Raw genomic sequence first — 16,480 nt, 5'->3', positions numbered from 1 at the left:
AGGCAATTAATTGATATTTTGTTTCGTTATATGAATGAAAGTGTTAATTTTATTTTAAAAAAATGCATTTCAACGATAAAAAAGTGCATTTCAAGGATGTTATATTAATTATTTTACCTATTTTTAACACAACAACAACAATTATTAGCCCATTTACAAATTTTAGATTATGGATAGTTACATCATCACTTTAGGAACTTACCTTATTTTAATGTTATTTTTTAAAGTATTTTTTGCTGTTGCAGGTAAAGAATAATTTAAAATATAAGTATGTTAAATTCACTTCACTATGTTGAAGAAAGATTTACGTATAAAATATATTAAACTTCGTAGTTCCCTAAAACCCTCTCAAATATCTTCTGAAAGTATAGTAATCGCAAATTCAGTTTTGCAATTACCAATATGGAATTATCTATATTTTCATATTTACCTTCCTATAAAACAAAAATCTGAAATAGATACAGAAGGTATTATTTCAGTACTTTTAGGTTTGGATAAAAATGTTATAGTTCCCAAAATTATTTCAGACACTGCCTTAGAACATTATTTACTTACAGATAATACCAAATTCATCAACAACAGTCTAAATATACCTGAACCTGTAGATGGTATTACAATAGAACCGCATAAAATAGATGTTGTTTTTATTCCTCTTTTAGCTTTTGACAAGCAAGGAAATAGAATAGGATATGGAAAAGGTTATTATGACCGTTTTTTAAACGAATGTAAAGATGACGTAATAAAAATAGGTCTTTCTTTTTTTGAAGCTGAAGATAGCATAGAAGACGTAGATAGTACAGACATACCATTAGACTACTGTATTACCCCTAAAAAAATCTATTCTTTTAAAACTTCTTGATTCTCTAAAATCTCATTGTCATTAGTTGACAACTCTTCTTCTTTGTTGAAAGCTCTTTTATTAAAAACCAACAATATACCAACACCTGTACTTATTGCCGTATCGGCAATATTGAATACAGGTTCAAAAAATCTAAAATTTTGACCGCCCACCATAGGCATCCAAGTTGGCCATGTAGAGTCTACCATAGGAAAATATAACATATCCACTACTTTACCATAAAACAACTTACCATAAGGCTCATCAGAAAATAACGTTGCTACTTCATTATAACTTTCATTGAATATTGCCCCGTAAAAAACAGAATCTAGAATATTTCCCAAGGCTCCGGCAAAAATTAGGGACACTGCCCAAATTAAGGTATTTGATGCTTTCTTTTTAATAACATCAAAAAGCCAATACCCAATACCAAAAATTGCAAACAACCTAAATACGGTCAATACCAACTTTCCTATATCATCGGATATAGGTAATACGTCGCTTAGTTTTGCACCCCAAGCAGCACCTTCATTTTCAATAAATAAAATTTTAAACCAGCTAAATACCTCAACCGACTCACCCAATACGAAATTGGTTTTTATATAAATCTTACTCCATTGATCAATTATTAAAATCAATAAAATAAATAGGACAGACTTTTTAATGTTCATGGGCTTTCATCAATGAGCGCAAAAATATAAATATTATTCGGTTTTAAAGAGATCAATATTTCCGGTTACGGTCTGTAGTTTTAAAGATGAATTTCCTTTCGGTATTTTATTGGAGGAAACTACCCCATATTTACTTATGGCATCAATAGTAGCCCCTGTGGAATACACCTTAATATTACCACTTTGCGTTTTTATCTCCGCGTTGGCAATTATGTTGTTCAGCATACAGTTGCCATCTGCTAGAGATACCTGCAAATCTTTATACGTACCATCTAAAACTACTCTGGTATTTGTGCCAAAAATTTCTAAATTCTTATAAGATGGCAAGGTTAATCGTAGCGCAATAGAAATTACCTTATGGGCACTAAGTTTATCATTGGGGTTTTTAAAATTTGGTGCAAAGACCGTATCCACAATAAGTGTATTACCGTTCGTTGAAACTTCTAGCTCCAAATCTTTGCTATACTCCCCTTCCATTTCAGCCTCAATGCTAACCCTGTTACTATTGCCCGTATGAATCTCTACTATGAAGCAATTAGTAGCATCTACCTGAATTAGACCAATGTTATCCGCCAATACATTTTTATACACCTTCTTTTGGGCACATAACCCAAAAGAAAGCAGAAGCATAAAATATAATAGGGAACCTTTCAATTAAAGACTATTAAAAAACGCCCCTAGAGGCGTTTTAATTATGATTGCATATTCTTAGCTTCAATACTTAAAGTAGCATGTGGAACAAGTTTCAATCGCTCTTTATTAATCAACTTTCCTGTTACACGACATATACCAAAGGTCTTGTTTTCTATACGTAACATTGCATTTTTAAGATCACGAATAAACTTTTCTTGCCTAATAGCCAATTGGGTATTTGCCTCTTTGCTCATAGTTTCAGAACCTTCTTCAAAAGCTTTAAAGGTAGGAGACGTATCATCCGTACCATTATTACCGTCGTTCATATAAGCACTTTTCAAAAGCTCTAAATGACTTTTGGCCTTTTCTATCTTTTCTTCTATCAATACTTTGAATTCTGCCAAATCTTTGTCAGAATACCTCACTTTTAAATCTTCTGCCATACTTTAATATTTTTCAATAAACAATTTAGTCTTTACCTCATCAAAAGCAATATCCATGCCCTTATTCAAGTTTTCTACAAAATTTAGTTTAGCCGTTAATGTTTCTGTTTTAATATAATCTAAATTGTTTTCTACAGCAACTTCAACAAAACCATCTTTCAATATTTCAATTGCAATTTTATCCGTTACTTCAAAACCAGAATCTTTTCTAATGTTCTGAATTCTATTTACCAGCTCTCTTGCAACACCTTCATTTCTTAACTCTTCATTAATCGTAACATCTAAAGCAACGGTTAATTTACCAGAGGTAGCAACCATCCAACCTTCAATATCCTGAGAAGAGATCTCTACATCCTGTAACTGTAAAGTAATACTTTTATTTTCTAATTGGATTGTTAATTCGCCATCCTGCTCAATTTTTTGGATATCATTCTGATCAAAACCATTGACAACTTGAGCAATCTGCTTCATTTCTTTACCAAATTTAGGACCTAAAGTCTTGAAATTAGGCTTAATACGTTTTACCAATATACCAGAAGCATCATCTAACAATTGAATTTCCTTAACGTTAACTTCAGATTTAATTAATTCTGAAACCGCTTCAATTTCTTCCCTATCCTTATCATCAAATACAGGAATCATAATTTTCTGTAATGGTTGACGCACTTTTATCTTCTCTTTCTGACGAATAGATAATACCAAAGATGATATTACCTGCGCTTTGTGCATTTTTACCTCAAGACCTTCATCTATAAGTGATTCATCTGCAACGGGAAAGTTTGCCAAGTGTACACTTTCAAAACCATCTTTTACGGTAGCTTTATTTAAATCTAAATATAAACGATCCATAAAAAACGGTGCAATAGGCGCTGAAAGTTTAGCCACTACATCTAAACAGGTATAGAGGGTTTGATATGCCGCTATTTTATCTGTAGCATACTCTCCTTTCCAAAAACGTCTTCTACACAAACGTACATACCAGTTACTAAGGTTCTCTTGAACGAATTCTGAAATTGCCCTAGCAGCACGTGTAGGCTCATATTCCTCATATGCGGTATCTACAATTTTTATCAACGAATTCAACTCGGAAAGAATCCAGCGATCAATCTCTGTACGCTCTGCCATTGGCACATCTGCCTCTGTATATGTAAATTTATCCAAGTTGGCATATAGACCAAAGAAAGAATACGTATTATATAAAGTTCCGAAGAACTTACGCTTGACCTCCACTATACCTTCAGTATCAAATTTCAGGTTATCCCAAGGGTTGGCATTACTGATCATGTACCATCTTGTAGCATCGGCCCCATGCTCGTTCATCGTTTCAAAAGGATCTACGGCATTACCTAATCGCTTAGACATTTTTTTACCTTCCTTATCTAACACCAGCCCGTTAGATACTACATTTTTATAAGCAACAGAATCAAAAACCATAGTTGCAATTGCATGCAAGGTATAGAACCAACCACGAGTTTGATCAACCCCTTCTGCAATGAAATCGGCAGGAAACGTTTTCCCTTCATCTATTAAATCTTTATTCTCAAATGGATAATGCCATTGTGCATAGGGCATAGAACCACTATCAAACCAAACATCAATTAAATCGCTTTCACGTTTCATTGGTTTTCCTGATGCGGATACTAATGTAATCTGATCAACTATATTCTTATGTAAATCTATTTTATCATAGTTATCATCGGACATATCGTTTACAACAAAGTCTGCATATATATCCTTTTCCATAACTCCTGCCTCAACTGCTTTTGCCATTTCTGACTTCAGTTCAGCTACGGAACCTATGATAATTTCTTCTTTACCATCTTCTGTTCTCCAGATCGGCAATGGAATACCCCAATAACGTGACCTAGAAAGGTTCCAATCATTTGCATTTGCCAACCAATTACCAAATCTACCTTCACCAGTTGCTTTTGGCTTCCAGTTGATCGTTTGGTTCAGACCGAACATTTTATCCTTAACATCAGTCACTTTAATGAACCAAGAATCTAAAGGATAATATAATATGGGCTTATCCGTACGCCAGCAGTTAGGGTAACTGTGTACATACTTCTCTACCTTAAAGGCCTTATTTTCTTCTTTTAGTTTAATGGCAATTTCGACATCTATTGAACGTTCGGGCGCTTTACCATCTTCATAATATTCGTTCTTTACGTACTTACCGCCCAATTCTTTCAACTCTGGCCTAAACTTACCTTGTAAGTCAACAAGGGGCACTAAGTTGGCATTTTCATCTAGCACCAACATTGGCGGTATTTCAGGAACCGCCTGCTTTGCTACAAAAGCATCATCTGCACCAAAAGTTGGCGCGGTATGAACAATACCCGTACCATCTTCAGTGGTAACAAAATCTCCTGCAATAATTCTAAAAGCGTTTTCTGCGTTTTCATATGGCAATACATAATCCAATAACTGCTCATATCTTATTTCCAATAGATCTTTTCCCTTAAATTCCTTTACAACGTAGTAAGGTATTTTTTTATCGCCAGATTTATACTCCAACAATGCCGACTTCTCTGTTACCTCCGTGAACTTACCTGAGAATTGTTTACCTACCAAATTCTTGGCAAGCACTACATTCATTGGCTCAAAAGTGTACTGATTATAAGACTCTACAAGCACGTAGTCAATTTTTGGTCCTACGGTCAATGCCGTGTTGGAAGGTAATGTCCAAGGTGTTGTCGTCCAGGCTAAAAAGTATATCGTTCCTTCATTCTGCAAGAAATCCGGCAAGGTTTCTTCTACGGCTTTAAACTGAGCGGTCACCGTAGTATCCGTTACATCTTGGTATGTACCTGGTTGGTTTAGCTCATGCGAGCTTAAACCTGTCCCTGCCTTAGGGGAATATGGTTGTATAGTATACCCTTTATAAATTAGACCTTTAGAATAGATTTGTTTTAACAACCACCATACCGTCTCCATATATTTGGACTTGTAAGTGATATAAGGGTCTTCCATATCTACCCAATAGCCAACTTGTTCGGTCATTGAATTCCAAACATCTGTATATCTCATTACCGCTTTTTTACAGGCGGCATTATATTCTTCTACAGAGATTTTAACTCCAATATCTTCTTTTGTAATACCCAATTCCTTTTCAACACCCAATTCTATTGGAAGACCATGAGTATCCCAACCAGCTTTACGCTTAACTTGATAACCCTTCATGGTTTTATATCTTGGAAAAATATCTTTAATGGTTCTAGCCATTACATGGTGAATACCCGGCATACCATTTGCCGAAGGCGGACCCTCATAGAAAACATAGCTGTCTTTACCCTCACGAGTAGCGATGCTTTTTTCAAAAATGGCATTTTTTGACCAGTAGTCAAGTATTTCTTCTGCGACCTTTGGTAAATTCAATCCTTGATATTCTGTGAACTTCATACGAAATGCTTATGGTACTAGGTTTAAAAGGCTGCAAAATTATAAAATTTTGATCAAAAAGGAGCTTATTGACCGTACTGAAATACCTATAAATCACGTATTAATAAATTTATCATGCTCTTAAACATCCAAAAGTTAAAATTCTACGTATATTACCACGGAACAATTAACCATTTAACGTTTATACAAATGAAAAAAGTAATTTTAGGATCATTAGCAATTTTAGCACTTAGTATGTCTGTTTCTTGTAGAGATGCTGCCGACAAGGCAAAATCTGCAACTGAAGAGGCCGGTGCCGCATTAGAAAATGCAGGTGAAGAGTTAAAAGAAGCTGGTAAAGATTTAGAAGAGGCTGGCGAAGGCGCAATGGACGCTGCTAAAGAAGCAAGCGAAAATGCAATGGATGCTGCTGAAGATGCTGCCGAGACAGTAAAAGAAGCTGGTCAAAATGGTATTGATGCCGCTAAAAAAGCTGGTGAAGATACAATGGACGCTGCCAAGAAAGCTGGCCAAGATGGTGTTGACGCTGCAAAAGAAGCTGGTAACAACGTAAAAGATGCTGCCAATGATGCGGCTGACAAAGCAGCTCAAAAAGCTGAAGACGTAAAAAATGCGGTTAAACACTAACAATAACCTATTTTTATAATTTAAAAGACCCGTTAATAACGGGTCTTTTTTTGTTTAAAATTGATACCCTACCCCAAGAACAACATTTAAACCTGGAGCAACGATACCAGATGAATATGTCCTATAGCGCTGATCTGTTATATTTTCTAAACTAGTGGTTACCTTAAAATTATTGGTAACATCATACTGGGAACGAAAATTTAAGGTGTACCAAGATGGAGAAAAAGGATTCCCATTTTCATCTACTGCATAAATGTATTCTTTTGACTGTTCTGATACTGCCAAGTCTTCATTTGCTATCTCTGCATTATAATTCAAAAACAAATCTGTACGTAAACGCTGATTTTTCCAAATTACGTGAAAATCCCCAAATGTTGGTGCTGCATGACGAGCAGGTGTTTCAGAACCATCATCCTCCTCTTCTACGCCTTCTGTTAATGTTAGGTTAGATGCCAATGACCACTGCTCGGTCAAATATGCCTCAAGCCCAAATTCAAAACCATAAACATAAGCCTTTGCCGCATTTTGAATTGCCTGAACATTACTCAACTCACCACCATATTCTATTTCAGAAATACCATTGTAACTAAAATCCCTTCTTACTAAAGCATCTACCAGATATGTATAGTATGCCGCTCCTTTAAGAATAAACTTATCACTTATATTGCGCTGAACTCCTATTTCCGCATTATAGGCATACTCAGGTTCCAAATCCGGATTCGGTACTACCACAGAACCTGGCTCTGAATCGAAAATTTTACCTACATCATCAATATTGGGAGCCCTAAAGCCAGTTGACCCGTTTAAGGTAACTTGAAGATTTGCTCGTGGAAACCAACTAAAACCTATGCTGCCCGTTAAAGCTCCAGTGCTTAAATCTGCCGTTTTAAATGGAAAATCATAAAAGGTATCCTCAAATGTAGCATTTACCCAAACATGACTATATCTTAATCCGGACATAATCGTGAAATTAGGTTTTGCCTTATATTCACCGTTGGCATAACCGGCCAAACTTTGCCAGGTAGAACCGTCTGGATATCTTGAAGGTGCATTGGTATTTTCTTCAGTTACAATATTAAAATCATTTCCAGTTGACCTTACATTGTTATAAATATATTCGGCACCATAATAAAGTTTAAAGTTCCCTATTTTCTTATTTTCAAAATCAATATTAAAATTTGCAGCATCTACTTTTTCTTTTGTAGAATTCCTGACCTCATCTTGAAAATCCCTATTAATTCTACTTTCCTCAAAATACTGATATGCCATTCCCAATTTTACACCATCAAATACTTTTCCATTACCTTTTTTCTGTACTTGGGCATTTCCCATGAACCATTTTTGAGGACCATAGTACCATTCTGCCGAACGCAACCCTAATCCGTCACTAGTGGGTCTTATCAATCTATCATATCGTGAATAATCTGATGTTTCCGTGTAATATACCCCTAAATTGATATCCCATTTTGCGTTAGGCTTGTACAAGAATTTTTGCATTAAACTTAATTGATCATATCCTGTTGGTACTTGTTTTTTAGGTGACTTATTTTCTATTAGCTCGTCTATACCCCCTACTGTTCGTACATATGAATTTCTCAAATAAGAATCTGGACCATGGGAACCCATTCTTAAATCTTGAAAATTATTATACGTTATGCTCGTTAGAGACGACCATATTTTTTTACCCAAGTTTATATCTGCATGTACGGTATTTTCGGTATTTGCCGTAGCAAATCTATAATTGGCATTACCCTGAACCAAAAGACTATCGTTCTCAGATAACAAGGGATTTTTAGTATAAAAATTCATTACTCCACCTATCGCATCACTTCCATAGATAACGGACCCTGGACCGAATATGACTTCCGTATTCTTGACAGTAAATGGATCGATAGAAATTACATTTTGCACATTGCCGCCTCTAAAAATAGCATTGTTCATGCGCACCCCATCTACGGATAACAGCAATCTATTGGTTGCGAAACCCCTGATCATTGGGCTACCACCACCCATTTGACTTTTTTGAACGAAAACCTTACCACTATTCTGAAGCAAATCTGCCGAAGTTTGCGGAGCTGAAAATGCTATTGACCTGGCATCTAAAGAAATTATTCTATTTGGAATATCTCTCTTTTGCTGTTCCCATTTAGATACAGACATAACAACTTCATCTAATTGTTGCGCCTTCATAATCAAATAAGCTTTTTGACCTTGCCTTTGTAGCTGCACCTTGGTAGTTTTAAATTCCTGATACCCAATATGCTTTAAAGTTATACGCTCCTTATCCAAAAACACCGTAGCATTGAAAACCCCATCAAAATCTGACAGTGCAATCTTGGATTTATCTCTATTATAAACGGCAACATTTGAAATCTCCTCCCCAGTATCGGCATCTAAAACGACAATTTCTTGGCCGTTGCCAAGACAACACCATAAAAAAAACGCTACAATTATATACTTAGACATAGGTATTGAAAACTTCATTTAAAACGGCAAGCGACTTTGGTTTCCTAAAACCCTGTAAATGCAATTCAAAATAAAGTATTAAGGATTTAAGCAATTCTTGACGATTGGTTTTTTTCATCTTTACCGTATGCATTGCATCAAAATTTGTGCCCAATAAGGTCTTGAAATAATAAATATTTTCTCCTCTTAACATAGGGTTCAATGATTCGGTTGCAGTAAACTCCCCTTCTAACAGATCAAAATAGGGCTTATCTATCTGATATACATCTGGGTAAAATCCTAAATAACGAGTCAATGACAACATAAAATGTAGATGAAAATTAGCAACGTCTTTATGAATATCCAACCATTGTAAAGATGCTTCTAGAAACTGATACAAATCTTCGTTCATTTCTTCTTCACGTATACTATTGCCCAATAGCTCTGCCAAAAACAAGGTCATGGCATTTTTGGCCATATCTGCATATAAAGTCTGATAATGATAAAAAACCTTTGCTTCTTTAAGAGTCTCCAGTGTGCCTTTATTTTTATGATTGGCAACGATTTCTAACTGGGTCAACGGCTGAAAATAAGCAGTTTTCAACTTTCCTTTTTTAGAAGACAAAACACCGCGAAGTAAATAGGATTTGATTCCGTCAGATGCAGTAAAGGCTTTTACAATTAGGCTTGTATCGCCATATTTTAGTGCAGAAAATACTATTGCCTTTGTGGTTACCTGCATAATAGAACATCAATTTAAACAAAGATAACGGATTGAAGTTTAGTGACGCAAATGCATAAAAAAATGCGAGGCTCCATTTCAGAACCTCGCATTATAAATTTATCTGCTTTAGCTAATCTAACTTCTAGATCACTCCTTGTGCCAACATTGCATCTGCAACCTTAACAAAACCGGCAATATTGGCTCCTTTAACATAGTTGCAGAAACCGTCTTCTTCCTTACCGAATTCAATACAAGAATCATGTATATCTTCCATAATATCCTTTAAACGCTCATCTACCTCTTCACGTGTCCAGCTAATTCTTAATGAGTTCTGGGACATTTCCAATCCTGATGTTGCTACACCACCTGCATTTGAGGCTTTACCTGGCGCAAACAATATTTTTGCGTTATTGAATTCATGAACCGCATCCGTATTACAAGGCATATTAGCTCCTTCAGCAACACACATACAACCATTACTTAGAAGCGTTTTAGCATCTTGCTGATTTAACTCGTTCTGGGTTGCACATGGCAATGCAATATCACACTTAACTTCCCAAGGTGTTTTACCTGCATAAAATTCTGCAGAAGGATATTTATCCGCATATTCAGAAATACGGCCTCTTCTATTGTTCTTTAGATCCATTACAAAGGCAAGCTTATCATCGTCAATACCGTCTTTATCATAGATATATCCGCTAGAATCTGATAGTGTTACTACCTTGGCACCTAATAAAATTGCCTTTTCGGCAGCGTATTGTGCAACGTTGCCCGATCCAGAAATTACAACTGTTTTACCATCAAAGCTTTCGTTTTTGGTTTTCAACATACTTTGTGCAAAATATACGGTACCGTACCCGGTCGCCTCTGGTCTAATTTTAGAACCGCCCCAAGAAAGTCCCTTACCTGTCAATACACCTGTAAACTCATTTCTGATCTTTTTGTACATACCAAAAAGGAAACCAATTTCACGTGCACCTACACCAATATCACCTGCAGGTACATCTGTATTAGGACCAATATGTCTATTCAATTCTAACATGAAGGCATGGCAAAAACGCATTACCTCATCATCAGATTTTCCTTTTGGATCAAAATCAGACCCGCCCTTACCACCACCCATTGGCAATGTTGTAAGACTATTTTTAAATACTTGCTCAAAAGCCAAGAATTTTAAGATACTTGCATTTACGGTAGGGTGAAAACGCAAACCACCTTTATACGGTCCAATAGCAGAATTCATTTGAATTCTATAACCACGGTTTACATGAATTTCACCATCATCGTCTACCCATGCAACCCTAAACGAAACCAAACGCTCTGGCTCAACCATTCTTAAAAGAATATTCTTACCATTATAGATTTCGTGCTTCGCAATATATGGTATTACTGTTTCAGCAACTTCTTGCACCGCTTGAATGAATTCTGGTTCGTGTCCATTTCTGGAAATAACCTCATCCATAAATGCTTTTATTTTATTCTCCATAAAGCTATTTAAACTTGTTTAAATTATTGATTTCAAAATATAACGTCAAAATTATGCTATTTGTGTAATTTGATTGCTTATTTTTTTAAAATTCGATAAAAATTGTTGTTTTGACAACAAACTACCTATAATTACTACATTTAATTTAACATTTAGCCAATTATCCTATCGCTTGTTCTATGTCCGCAATTAAATCCTCAACATCTTCAATACCAACGCTTAATCTGATCAATGCATCTACAACTCCACTACTAAGTCGTTCTTCTTTTGGAATACTTGCATGGGTCATACTTGCAGGATGACCAGCCAGACTTTCAACACCTCCTAAAGACTCTGCCAAAGTAAATACCTGTAATTTTTCTACAATCTTTATGGCATCTTCATAACTACCTCCTTTTGGAACAAACGAAATCATACCTCCAAAATCTTTCATCTGCTCTTTTGCAATATAATGATTAGGGTGATCCTCAAACCCTGGCCAATACACCTTTTCGATCTTGGGGTTGCTTTTAAGGTATTCGGCTATTGCCTTACCATTCTCACAATGTCGTTGCATACGTACGTGTAAGGTCTTTATTCCTCTTAATACCAAAAAGCTGTCCATAGGGCCACACACGGCACCACTTGCATTTTGTATAAAATAGAGTTGATCTGCCAACTCTTTATCTTTTACCACTAAGGCCCCTACCACAGTATCACTATGGCCTCCTAAATATTTGGTTGCAGAATGCATAACGATATCAGCACCTAATTCTAAAGGCTTTTGAAGATAAGGTGTAGCAAACGTGTTATCTACCGCTAGCAAAATATTTGTATTCGCTTTTAAGGCGGCTATTGCCTTAATATCGATTATATTCATCATTGGGTTCGTTGGTGTTTCTACCCAAATCAACTTTGTTTTCGAGTTAATTTTATTACGAACGGCATCTATTCCCTGCATTCCCACAAAGTGGAATACAATACCAAACTTTTCAAATATTTTTTTGAATATCCTATATGTTCCGCCATAAAGGTCATTCGTAGAAATTACCTCATCGCCCGGCACCAATAATTTAATGACTGCATCTATTGCCGCAATACCACTACCAAAAGCTAAACCATATTCACCATTTTCTATACTGGCCAATGAATTTTCCAATGCTGTTCTTGTAGGGTTGGCACTTCTTGAATATTGATATCCTTTATGACCGCCCGGTGTTGTTTGTGCATAAGTGGTGGTCTGGTAAATTGGTGGCATAACAGCACCAAACGCTTCATCTGGATGCTGACCGCCATGTATGGTCTTAGTATTGAATTTTAAATTTTTAGAAGCCATATTCAAGTATTTATAACACAAATGTATTGTTATCTTTCGGGGAATACAATGAAGCTGTATTTTTACAATAAATCTATTTTCTCGATGAAATCTAAGCTTACCTGCCTACTTATTTGTGTTATACTTATTGGGTGTAACAACAAGAACTCCGTTTCTTTTGAACCGTTGACTATTGCTACGGATTCTTGTGAGAATTGCACATCTGTTCGTATAGAAATTCCGCAAGCTACAGGTAAAACCAAACTTAGTAAAACCATTAACAATGCCTTAGAAGGTGAAATTATAGCTTTGCTGAATTTTTATGAGGAAAGTAACGCGCAAAATCTTGAAGAAGCAAAAGAGACGTTTCTAAATGACTATAAAGAGGTAAACGGAAAATTTTCAGAAGAATCTATGCCTTGGGAAGCTACAGTTGAAGGGAGTATCACTTTTGAAAACGAAAGCATCATCACCATTAAATTAGAATCTTACATTTATACAGGAGGGGCACACGGCTATGGCACTAACCGATTTTTAAATTTTGATAAACTTAACGGGGTAGAATTATATCAAGAAAATTTATTCACCGATTTGGAAGAGTTTAAAACCTTCGCTGAAACACTTTTTAGAAAACAGGAAAATATACCTGCAGAAGGTTCTATCAACAATACGGGCTTTATGTTCGAGACAGAGCGTTTTTATTTGCCCGATAATATGGGGTATACGGAAAATGGACTACTACTTTACTATGAGTCTTACGAAATAGCATCTTTTGCAGATGGACCGATTATCCTAACCGTACCTTACGCAAAAGCAAATGCTTTTTTAAAATACCCGAACAAATTTTAGGAAAGCTGCTTTAACAAAAGTGCGATCTGGCCAATATGAAGCCCTTCATGAAACAAGTTGAAGGCAATGGCATCATCAACATTCTTAAGTGTTACACGCGCACTTGTGGTATATTCGTTAAAAGATTGAAAAAGTGAGGTTTCGTAATCTTCTTTTAACCATTCTGCCGTTGAAATCAGAAAATCTGCCACCATCATCATTTCTTCATCTGTTGCAGTACCATCCGGCACGGTGCCTTTTGCAAATTTTGCTACCAATTCATTTGGTACACGCATTTGTAAACCGCTAAACTTATATATCAACACTTGCTGCGTTACTATGGTATGGGCAATATTCCAATAGGCATTATTATTAAAACCTTCAGGAATTTTAAGTAATTTATCTTTAGGTGTCTTAGTTAATATTGCATGTAAATTTTTGCGGTTTTGCAACATTACTTCATATATATTCTCTGTCATTATTTCATATTTTCTGCTTTGTAAAAATAGCACAATTAATGTTATTTAGGTTTCTTTGTATTTCCAATGCCTTTACCAAAGGTCTATTCTTTTAAAGTATTACCCTTATAATTATACGCATGAAAAAAATATATCATTTAAGTACTTGCTCTACTTGTCAACGTATTATCCAAGAATTGCAACCACTTACGGATTTTGAACTTCAAGACATAAAAACAGAACCAATAACCACTTCTCAACTTGAAGAAATGCATAAGCTTTCTGAAAGCTACGAAGCTTTATTTAGCAAAAGAGCTGTACTATACCGAGAACGTAATCTTAAAGAGCAAAACCTTTCTGAAGAAGATATTAAAGCGTTGATCTTAGAACAATACACTTTCTTAAAACGACCTGTAATTATAGTTGATGACCAAATTTTTATAGGAAATAGTAAAAAGGTAATAGAAGCCGCTAAAATGGCAATACACCCTTGAGCAAAAGATCATTAGCCATACTTGCAGCTATTGGAGCTACTACCATATACGCCTTAAACCATACTATTGCAAAAGGTATTATGCCCCATTATGTACAACCTTTTGGATTCATAATGCTTAGGGTTTTGGGTGCTGCCGTTCTATTTTGGCTAATTTCTCCTTTAGGACCAAAAGAACGCATTGATCGTAAAGATTATCTTAGAATGTTAATTTGTGCACTGCTGGGCATGGCTTTTAACATGTTGGTGTTTTTTAAAGGCCTATCACTATCTACACCCATTAACAGTGCCGTACTGATTACCACTACACCGATCATTGTACTTATATTATCTGCCGTAATCTTAAAAGAGAAAATTTCTAATAGAAAAATATTAGGTATTGTTATAGGTTTATTAGGGGCATTAGGTTTAATATTATTTAGTGCAGAGGTAAGACAGGACGCACCTAACATTCCCTTGGGTAATTTTTTAATTTTTCTGAATTCTATGTTCTACGGGTCATATTTAGTACTTGTAAAAGTGTTGATCGGTAAATATCATCCGTTTACATTCATGAAATGGCTTTTCTCTTTAGGTGTCCTTATCTGTTTACCTTTTGGTTATCAAGAATTCATGCAGATTTCTTGGAGTACATTACCTTTTGAAGCTTATTTTGGAATTGGCTTTGTAATTATTGGAACTACCTTTTGCACTTATTTATTCAATATTTTTGCCCTTACTCAACTTAAAGCCTCTACATTAAGCGCTTTTGTTTATGTACAACCATTATTAGGTATTGCATACGCAGTGATCACAGGGCAAGATGCAATTACTACAATAAAAATAATAGCTGCCTGCTTTGTGTTAATTGGAGTTTATCTTTCTAGTAAAAAACCCAAGAAACAATTTCAGGAACCTTAAAAATGAGATTTTTTAGCTTTTTCCAAGTTTACGGTAAGTATCTCAACAGCCTTTTTACAGTCTCTGTGATGCATGGCGGAAACAAGATTTAGATGCTCTTCTAAAATTTTATATAAAGGCCTATTTAAACCTACCAAGTCCATAAATGATGCTATTTTGGCCGTCTTGTACATGTCGTACAATGTTCTATTACCGCAATTTTTAATAATGAATTCATGAAAAAATCTATCAATTTTATAGAAAACGTATCCGTTTTTAGGTCCGCTTTCAAATGGAACCAAAAGACTTCTTAAATCATCAATTTTAGATTGTGGGGCATTTTGCGTAAACAACCTTACCGCCATTGTTTCCAATGCTATTCTACAATCAAACATCTCCCTAATTTCTTGCTCGCACAATTCCCTTACAGAAAGGCCATTATCCAAACTACCTACTAGAAGACTCTCTTGTCTTAATTGTAATAAAACTACCGGAACGGTATCATCTTTTATACTTAAAGTATGTGATAGCCTATGTTCCGTAATAAGTTGCCCTGGAACCAATTTCTTGGTAACGATCAATTTTTTTACTTTACCGTAAGTATCTTGAAAAATTTCTTCTGGTAGACTGACCATTATTAGAATATGTTAGTATAGGTGGTTATTGATTTCTCAACAGTCTAGGAGGGAAACTAACTGTATGTCGTTTAAAAATAAATAATTTAACATTACAATTCTTATAAATTTTTGGGAATTTTTAAAAATTCTCTTGTGTGTTCCTTAGTCAACACCCTAAAATCTTCAGCTTTTTCAAAACCACTAAATTTGCTTATTAATTCTTCTGCCAATCCTGTTAGCTTTCTAGATTGTAGATTGATCCATGCCCCCATCATTTCACAACGCGCTATATTTTCTCCTTTATCATTATAAAAATCATGATTAAACTCAAAAAATTTTCCATCCTCACTAAGTCCCTTAATTTCTAAAGAGACCTTTATTTGGTTTCCTAAAAAAGCTTCCTTGAAATAATACATATGCTCATAAAAAGCCACAGGACCTATTTTATAGTCAGTCATAGTACGCTGATCAAAACCTAGCTCCATTAAAAAGGCGAGCCTTGTATGACTCATAAAATTGACAAATGCCGAGTTTGCCAAATGACGATTTGCATCAATATCGCTCCACCGTACTTCAAAATCCTTTGTATACATTCTAATATTTTTTGTTATGCATGCATAATACTTTATAAAAATACCATAG

The 16,480-nt window shown here is 35.3% G+C and carries 16 protein-coding genes; 5 read left to right on the top strand and 11 right to left on the bottom strand.

The window, feature by feature from the left end; genetic code table 11:
* The first annotated feature begins 289 nt into the window (after positions 1 to 289).
* Positions 290 to 859 (top strand): 5-formyltetrahydrofolate cyclo-ligase, encoded by a 570-nt coding sequence (locus tag PXC01_RS02590; protein WP_276470815.1) that lies wholly within the window; start codon positions 290 to 292, stop codon positions 857 to 859.
* On the opposite strand, the gene PXC01_RS02585 is transcribed toward PXC01_RS02590, so the two are convergent.
* The 4 genes from PXC01_RS02585 to ileS form a co-directional block, all read right to left on the bottom strand.
* The gene (locus tag PXC01_RS02585; protein WP_276470814.1) at positions 838 to 1,509 is read right to left on the bottom strand and encodes a lipoprotein signal peptidase; all 672 of its coding nucleotides are present in this window, start codon (positions 1,507 to 1,509) and stop codon (positions 838 to 840) included. The genes PXC01_RS02590 and PXC01_RS02585 overlap by 22 nt on opposite strands.
* 33 nt (positions 1,510 to 1,542) lie before the next feature.
* Positions 1,543 to 2,139, bottom strand: coding sequence for a hypothetical protein (locus tag PXC01_RS02580; protein WP_276470813.1), 597 nt, complete (start codon positions 2,137 to 2,139; stop codon positions 1,543 to 1,545).
* 62 nt (positions 2,140 to 2,201) lie between these two features.
* Positions 2,202 to 2,585: a TraR/DksA family transcriptional regulator gene (locus PXC01_RS02575; protein WP_036157281.1), complete on the bottom strand. Its 384-nt coding sequence runs from the start codon at positions 2,583 to 2,585 to the stop codon at positions 2,202 to 2,204.
* A gap of 3 nt (positions 2,586 to 2,588) precedes the next feature.
* Positions 2,589 to 5,987: an isoleucine--tRNA ligase gene (gene ileS, locus PXC01_RS02570; protein ID WP_276470812.1), complete on the bottom strand. Its 3,399-nt coding sequence runs from the start codon at positions 5,985 to 5,987 to the stop codon at positions 2,589 to 2,591.
* A gap of 189 nt (positions 5,988 to 6,176) precedes the next feature.
* Between ileS and PXC01_RS02565 the strand changes: the two genes are divergently transcribed.
* Positions 6,177 to 6,614, top strand: coding sequence for a hypothetical protein (locus tag PXC01_RS02565; protein WP_276470811.1), 438 nt, complete (start codon positions 6,177 to 6,179; stop codon positions 6,612 to 6,614).
* 54 nt (positions 6,615 to 6,668) lie between these two features.
* Here PXC01_RS02565 and PXC01_RS02560 read toward each other — a convergent pair whose 3' ends face one another.
* From PXC01_RS02560 to PXC01_RS02545, 4 genes are all read right to left on the bottom strand, one after another.
* The gene (locus tag PXC01_RS02560; RefSeq protein ID WP_276470810.1) at positions 6,669 to 9,080 is read right to left on the bottom strand and encodes a TonB-dependent receptor; all 2,412 of its coding nucleotides are present in this window, start codon (positions 9,078 to 9,080) and stop codon (positions 6,669 to 6,671) included.
* Complete coding sequence (recO, locus tag PXC01_RS02555; protein ID WP_276470809.1) at positions 9,073 to 9,801, bottom strand: DNA repair protein RecO; 729 nt, start codon at positions 9,799 to 9,801, stop codon at positions 9,073 to 9,075. Before recO ends, PXC01_RS02560 begins: the two co-directional genes overlap by 8 nt.
* 124 nt (positions 9,802 to 9,925) lie before the next feature.
* Positions 9,926 to 11,269 (bottom strand): NADP-specific glutamate dehydrogenase, encoded by a 1,344-nt coding sequence (gene gdhA, locus PXC01_RS02550; protein ID WP_276470808.1) that lies wholly within the window; start codon positions 11,267 to 11,269, stop codon positions 9,926 to 9,928.
* Between the two features lie 160 nt (positions 11,270 to 11,429).
* Positions 11,430 to 12,584: a cystathionine gamma-synthase gene (locus PXC01_RS02545; protein WP_276470807.1), complete on the bottom strand. Its 1,155-nt coding sequence runs from the start codon at positions 12,582 to 12,584 to the stop codon at positions 11,430 to 11,432.
* Between the two features lie 84 nt (positions 12,585 to 12,668).
* Here PXC01_RS02545 and PXC01_RS02540 point away from each other — a divergent pair, with 84 nt between their 5' ends.
* Positions 12,669 to 13,412 (top strand): DUF3298 and DUF4163 domain-containing protein, encoded by a 744-nt coding sequence (locus PXC01_RS02540; protein ID WP_276470806.1) that lies wholly within the window; start codon positions 12,669 to 12,671, stop codon positions 13,410 to 13,412.
* Here the strand turns inward: PXC01_RS02540 and PXC01_RS02535 are convergent.
* On the bottom strand, positions 13,409 to 13,870 hold the full coding sequence (locus tag PXC01_RS02535) for a DinB family protein (protein ID WP_276470805.1): 462 nt from the start codon (positions 13,868 to 13,870) through the stop codon (positions 13,409 to 13,411). The genes PXC01_RS02540 and PXC01_RS02535 overlap by 4 nt on opposite strands.
* Positions 13,871 to 13,989: 119 nt before the next feature.
* Here PXC01_RS02535 and PXC01_RS02530 point away from each other — a divergent pair, with 119 nt between their 5' ends.
* Entirely contained in the window at positions 13,990 to 14,343 is a 354-nt protein-coding gene (locus PXC01_RS02530) for an arsenate reductase family protein (RefSeq protein ID WP_276470804.1), read from the top strand.
* Entirely contained in the window at positions 14,340 to 15,242 is a 903-nt protein-coding gene (locus tag PXC01_RS02525; protein WP_276470803.1) for a DMT family transporter, read from the top strand. Before PXC01_RS02530 ends, PXC01_RS02525 begins: the two co-directional genes overlap by 4 nt.
* On the opposite strand, the gene PXC01_RS02520 is transcribed toward PXC01_RS02525, so the two are convergent.
* Together PXC01_RS02520 and PXC01_RS02515 are read right to left on the bottom strand one after the other, a co-directional pair.
* A complete protein-coding gene (locus PXC01_RS02520; protein WP_276470802.1) occupies positions 15,239 to 15,856 on the bottom strand; it encodes a GntR family transcriptional regulator in 618 nt (205 codons plus the stop codon). The genes PXC01_RS02525 and PXC01_RS02520 overlap by 4 nt on opposite strands.
* A gap of 101 nt (positions 15,857 to 15,957) precedes the next feature.
* Positions 15,958 to 16,431, bottom strand: a complete 474-nt coding sequence (locus PXC01_RS02515; RefSeq protein WP_276470801.1) for an acyl-CoA thioesterase — start codon at positions 16,429 to 16,431, stop codon at positions 15,958 to 15,960.
* Positions 16,432 to 16,480: the final 49 nt, after the last annotated feature.

It is taken from the genome of Maribacter huludaoensis, from assembly GCF_029350945.1.
Lineage (GTDB): Bacteria > Bacteroidota > Bacteroidia > Flavobacteriales > Flavobacteriaceae > Maribacter > Maribacter huludaoensis.
The sequence above is the reverse complement of the archived record's forward strand: the minus strand, read 5'-3'. Positions and strand labels throughout refer to the sequence as shown.

Bases quoted from the DNA above. Each gene is read 5' to 3' on its own strand.
- PXC01_RS02590 (WP_276470815.1), top strand. From the start codon at position 290: ATGTTGAAGAAAGATTTACGTATAAAATATATTAAACTTCGTAGTTCC.
- PXC01_RS02585 (WP_276470814.1), bottom strand. From the start codon at position 1,509: ATGAACATTAAAAAGTCTGTCCTATTTATTTTATTGATTTTAATAATT.
- PXC01_RS02580 (WP_276470813.1), bottom strand. From the start codon at position 2,139: ATGCTTCTGCTTTCTTTTGGGTTATGTGCCCAAAAGAAGGTGTATAAA.
- PXC01_RS02575 (WP_036157281.1), bottom strand. From the start codon at position 2,585: ATGGCAGAAGATTTAAAAGTGAGGTATTCTGACAAAGATTTGGCAGAA.
- ileS (WP_276470812.1), bottom strand. From the start codon at position 5,987: ATGAAGTTCACAGAATATCAAGGATTGAATTTACCAAAGGTCGCAGAA.
- PXC01_RS02565 (WP_276470811.1), top strand. From the start codon at position 6,177: ATGAAAAAAGTAATTTTAGGATCATTAGCAATTTTAGCACTTAGTATG.
- PXC01_RS02560 (WP_276470810.1), bottom strand. From the start codon at position 9,080: ATGTCTAAGTATATAATTGTAGCGTTTTTTTTATGGTGTTGTCTTGGC.
- recO (WP_276470809.1), bottom strand. From the start codon at position 9,801: ATGCAGGTAACCACAAAGGCAATAGTATTTTCTGCACTAAAATATGGC.
- gdhA (WP_276470808.1), bottom strand. From the start codon at position 11,269: ATGGAGAATAAAATAAAAGCATTTATGGATGAGGTTATTTCCAGAAAT.
- PXC01_RS02545 (WP_276470807.1), bottom strand. From the start codon at position 12,584: ATGGCTTCTAAAAATTTAAAATTCAATACTAAGACCATACATGGCGGT.
- PXC01_RS02540 (WP_276470806.1), top strand. From the start codon at position 12,669: ATGAAATCTAAGCTTACCTGCCTACTTATTTGTGTTATACTTATTGGG.
- PXC01_RS02535 (WP_276470805.1), bottom strand. From the start codon at position 13,870: ATGACAGAGAATATATATGAAGTAATGTTGCAAAACCGCAAAAATTTA.
- PXC01_RS02530 (WP_276470804.1), top strand. From the start codon at position 13,990: ATGAAAAAAATATATCATTTAAGTACTTGCTCTACTTGTCAACGTATT.
- PXC01_RS02520 (WP_276470802.1), bottom strand. From the start codon at position 15,856: ATGGTCAGTCTACCAGAAGAAATTTTTCAAGATACTTACGGTAAAGTA.
- PXC01_RS02515 (WP_276470801.1), bottom strand. From the start codon at position 16,431: ATGTATACAAAGGATTTTGAAGTACGGTGGAGCGATATTGATGCAAAT.